The 3,627-nt window shown below is 48.6% G+C and carries 3 protein-coding genes and 1 pseudogene; all 4 read left to right on the top strand.

Annotation, left to right across the window (positions count from 1 at the left end; genetic code table 11):
- Positions 1-326, top strand: a 326-nt coding sequence (locus KOO63_05295) for a TlpA family protein disulfide reductase (protein ID MBU8921217.1), incomplete at its 5' end; no start/stop codon positions are given.
- 221 nt (positions 327-547) lie between these two features.
- On the top strand, positions 548-1,462 hold the full coding sequence (locus tag KOO63_05300; protein MBU8921218.1) for a DUF4338 domain-containing protein: 915 nt from the start codon (positions 548-550) through the stop codon (positions 1,460-1,462).
- Positions 1,459-2,976: a transposase family protein gene (locus KOO63_05305; protein MBU8921219.1), complete on the top strand. Its 1,518-nt coding sequence runs from the start codon at positions 1,459-1,461 to the stop codon at positions 2,974-2,976. Before KOO63_05300 ends, KOO63_05305 begins: the two co-directional genes overlap by 4 nt.
- A gap of 211 nt (positions 2,977-3,187) precedes the next feature.
- Positions 3,188-3,627, top strand: a pseudogene (locus KOO63_05310) (sigma 54-interacting transcriptional regulator).

A 3,627-nucleotide genomic window follows, 5' to 3' on the forward strand; every position in this document is an offset into this window, starting at 1 on the left:
CCACCTGGTGCCCCCCCTGTCGGAAGGAGATGCCGGCCATGGAAAAGCTTCACAAAAAATTACAGGGCCAGGAATTTATCATGGTGTCTGTGAGCCTTAAAGAGTCTGCCAGGAAAGTCGGTGAATTTTTCAAAAAACGAAATTTGACCTTTGCGGCGCTGCTTGATCCGAAGGGTCACGCCTCCAAAAAATTCGGGATCGCTCAAATTCCAACGACATTCGTCTTGAATAAAAACGGCGATATCATCGGTAAAGCACTAGGTCCCCGTCGCTGGGAAAGCAAAGCGGCTGTAGATTTTTTCAAACAACTCTCCCGCATGAATTAACCCTCGACCATAACGGGTATCTGTCAATCACGATCCGGCTGTGTCCGGTGATTCACCAAGAATTGCTCCCTTTTTCCCAATGGTGAAGCGCATGTTGACATCTTCAATGTAGACACCCGTTTATGAGTATCGAGAATTTTTTTTGTCGCAAATAGGTATAGACACTCGAATAGAGATCTGCTATGGATAGCGTGGGTTAATCCATAGGGAGGTGCCAGGCTATGCCGAGAGGACAGAGGAAGGTGGTTTTTCAATCCGGTCGTGAGATTACCGGACAAGAGCTTGATGACATTCAGGAAACGGTTGGTCTTTTTCCGAGTTTGAGTCGTACCGAACTGGCAGCGACAATCAGTGAGCATCTGGGATGGGTGACGCTGACTGGTGGCAGCAAGATCAACGCTTGCATGAAACTGCTGGAGAAACTGGAGAGTAAGGGTTTGATACAGTTGCCGGCAATACAGGAGCAGTATCGCCAGGATCATACCCAAAGACCGATTGTTCCAACGAGAAGGACCGATCATAGGGCTGATATCAGGGGGAAACTGGGGAATATCGGACCGGTAAGAGTTAAGGCCGTATCTGACGAGGAATCCACTGGGCTGTGCAATGAATACATCAGTCGCTACCACTATTTGGGATACAAGAAGCCTTTCGGGTATTGCCTGAGGTATCTTGTTGAATCTGATCAAGATTTGCTGGGGTGCATGATGTTTGCAGGAGCTGCCAAAGCTCTGGGGGCTCGAGACCAATGGATCGGCTGGGCGCAACAGGAACGGCTAAGGAACCTGCCTTGGGTAATCAACAACTGTCGGTTCTTGATTTTTCCGTGGGTTGAAGTCAAGAATCTTGCCAGTCACGTTTTGGGACAGGTTGCAAGGCGTCTGAGGGTTGATTGGCAGTGTCGCTGGGGATACAGCCCTGTTTTGGTCGAGACTTTTGTAGATCCTGCACAGTATTCCGGGAGTTGCTACAAGGCGGCCAATTGGCAGTATTTGGGCATGACCACCGGAGAGGGTCTTGTACGCAAGGGCAAACATTACCGTACGAGCCCAAAGATGATCTTTACCAGGCCTCTGGAAAAGGGGTTCCGTTCTCTTTTGTGTTCACACAGACTCAGAGGAGGGATGGAACAATGAGCCACAGGCCAAACCAGGAACAGATAGAGCTGCTAAGAAAGGGCAGAAGAGAAGCCGGCAAAGCATTACGTGAAAGGCAGCAAGCCCAAGGGCTAAAAGCACCGATCAAGGTGTCCCTACCCAACCACAAGAGTCAATACACCAGCGTGCAAGAAGAGAAGCAAGCACGGCAGGAAGCTACCACCGAACAGATGCGAGTGTTCCGCGCGCACTTGCCGATGCTGTTAAAACGGCTCTCAAAGATAGAGGATCCGCGCAATCCCAAGAAGACAAAACACAAACTTACGATGCTGTTGATATACGGCATTATGACCTTTGTCCTTCAGATGTCTTCCAGACGCGAAGCGAACCGTGAGATGACCCGCCCACAGTTCAAGGAGAACCTGACACTGCTGTTTCCTGAGTTAGAGGATCTACCTCACAATGATTCCCTGATGCGGTTGTTAGCCAGGATTGAGGTCAGTGAAATTGAAAGTGCTACTGTCGCCTTGGTGCGAAAGCTAATCCGGAATAAGAAGTTTGCCCGGTATCTGGTCGATGGTCGTTATCCCATAGCCATCGATGGCACGCAGAAAGCAGTTCGCAATCCTCTGTGGAGCGAGGAATGGCTGGAGCGCGAAATTAAAAGCGGCGACGACAGCCAAATGCAGTATTATGTGTTAGTGCTGGAAGCAAGTCTGGCATTTTCAAATGGAATGACGATTCCTTTAATGAGTGAGTTTTCAAACTATGCGGAAGGTGATACCAATACAGAAAAACAGGACTGTGAACAGAAGGCATTTAAGCGATTGGCTAAACGGCTGAAGGCTGAATTTTGTCATCTTCCTATCATGGTGCTCTTGGACGGGCTGTATCCCAATGGACCAATGATGGAGTTGTGTCGTAAGAACAAATGGGATTTCATGATGGTGTTGCAGAACAAAAGCTTAAAGAGCGTCTGGGAGGAATACAATGGGCTTAAACAGCTTGAGGCAAACAATAGTCTCAAGATGAACTGGGGTAATCGAAGGCAGCGATTTGAGTGGGTCAATGATATCGAGTATTATTATGACACCAAGAAATTCAAAAGACAGATTGTCCATGTGGTCGTTTGTGAAGAAAGCTGGCAGGAGATAGCCAAAGATTCTACTGAAACTGTTACCGTGCAATCACGGCACGCTTGGATTTCCAGCGAACCCTTGAACAGGCGGAATACACACCAACGCTGCAATCTAGCTGCGCGCCACCGGTGGGGTATCGAGTCCGGCTTCTTGGTGGAGAAACGCCAGGGCTACCAGTATGAGCACCTGTTCTCTTACAACTGGAATGCAATGAAGGGCTATCACTACCTGATGAGATTGGGGCACCTAATCAATATCCTGTCCCACAACTGCGAGCGTCTTGTGGAAATGGTACGTGAGTTTGGCGTGCGAGGCTTCATCGGTTTTGTTCGTGAAACCTTGAGCGGCCCATGGCTTGACCCCCTATGGGTGCGGCAGCGACTTGCTGCTCATTTCCAACTTCGGTTGGTATAAGCAGCCAGCCCGGTCAGATCCAACGGAATACACCCCAGGTAACAACGGGGCAGACAATACTATGTCCCAACGCAAATATTCTTTGCGGGAGCGAGGGCAACACGCTGATTTTTTGCACACTTTTGCGTCAAGGTGACCCAGCAGAAGGCAAAAATCTTGCCGTGGCCTTGTGAAAACCACCTGCGCTGCATTTATGCTTCACCACTGAGATAAATCGGGTTTTTTTGACCTTGCCCATGGAGGAACCTTATTTTTAGATGAAGTGGGTGAATTATCCCTCAATATGCAGGTTAAACTGCTGCGGGCTCTTGAAGGAGGAGAATTCATACCTGTCGGCGGTGAAAAGGCTCATAAAACGGATGTCAGAATTATTGGAGCAACCAATAAAAATATTAAAGACCGGGTCAAACAGGGATTGATGCGCGAAGATTTCTTTTACAGAATCCATGTAGTCCCCATACATATGCCCCCCCTAAGAGAGCGGGCAGAGGACATTCCGTTGCTGGTGGAGCATTTCATGAAATCTGTTTGCAAGGAAGGAAAACGGCCGTTAATTCCTTGTAACGGTGGAAAACGGCCGTTTATTTCGGCAAAAATCATGAAAGTTTTTTTAAACCACCAATGGCCGGGCAACATCCGGGAGCTTCAAAA

This window comes from Candidatus Latescibacterota bacterium (assembly GCA_019038625.1).
Lineage (GTDB): Bacteria > Krumholzibacteriota > Krumholzibacteriia > Krumholzibacteriales > Krumholzibacteriaceae > JAGLYV01.

Coding starts and splice junctions, on each gene's coding strand:
- KOO63_05300 (MBU8921218.1), top strand. CDS start 548: ATGCCGAGAGGACAGAGGAAGGTGGTTTTTCAATCCGGTCGTGAGATT.
- KOO63_05305 (MBU8921219.1), top strand. CDS start 1,459: ATGAGCCACAGGCCAAACCAGGAACAGATAGAGCTGCTAAGAAAGGGC.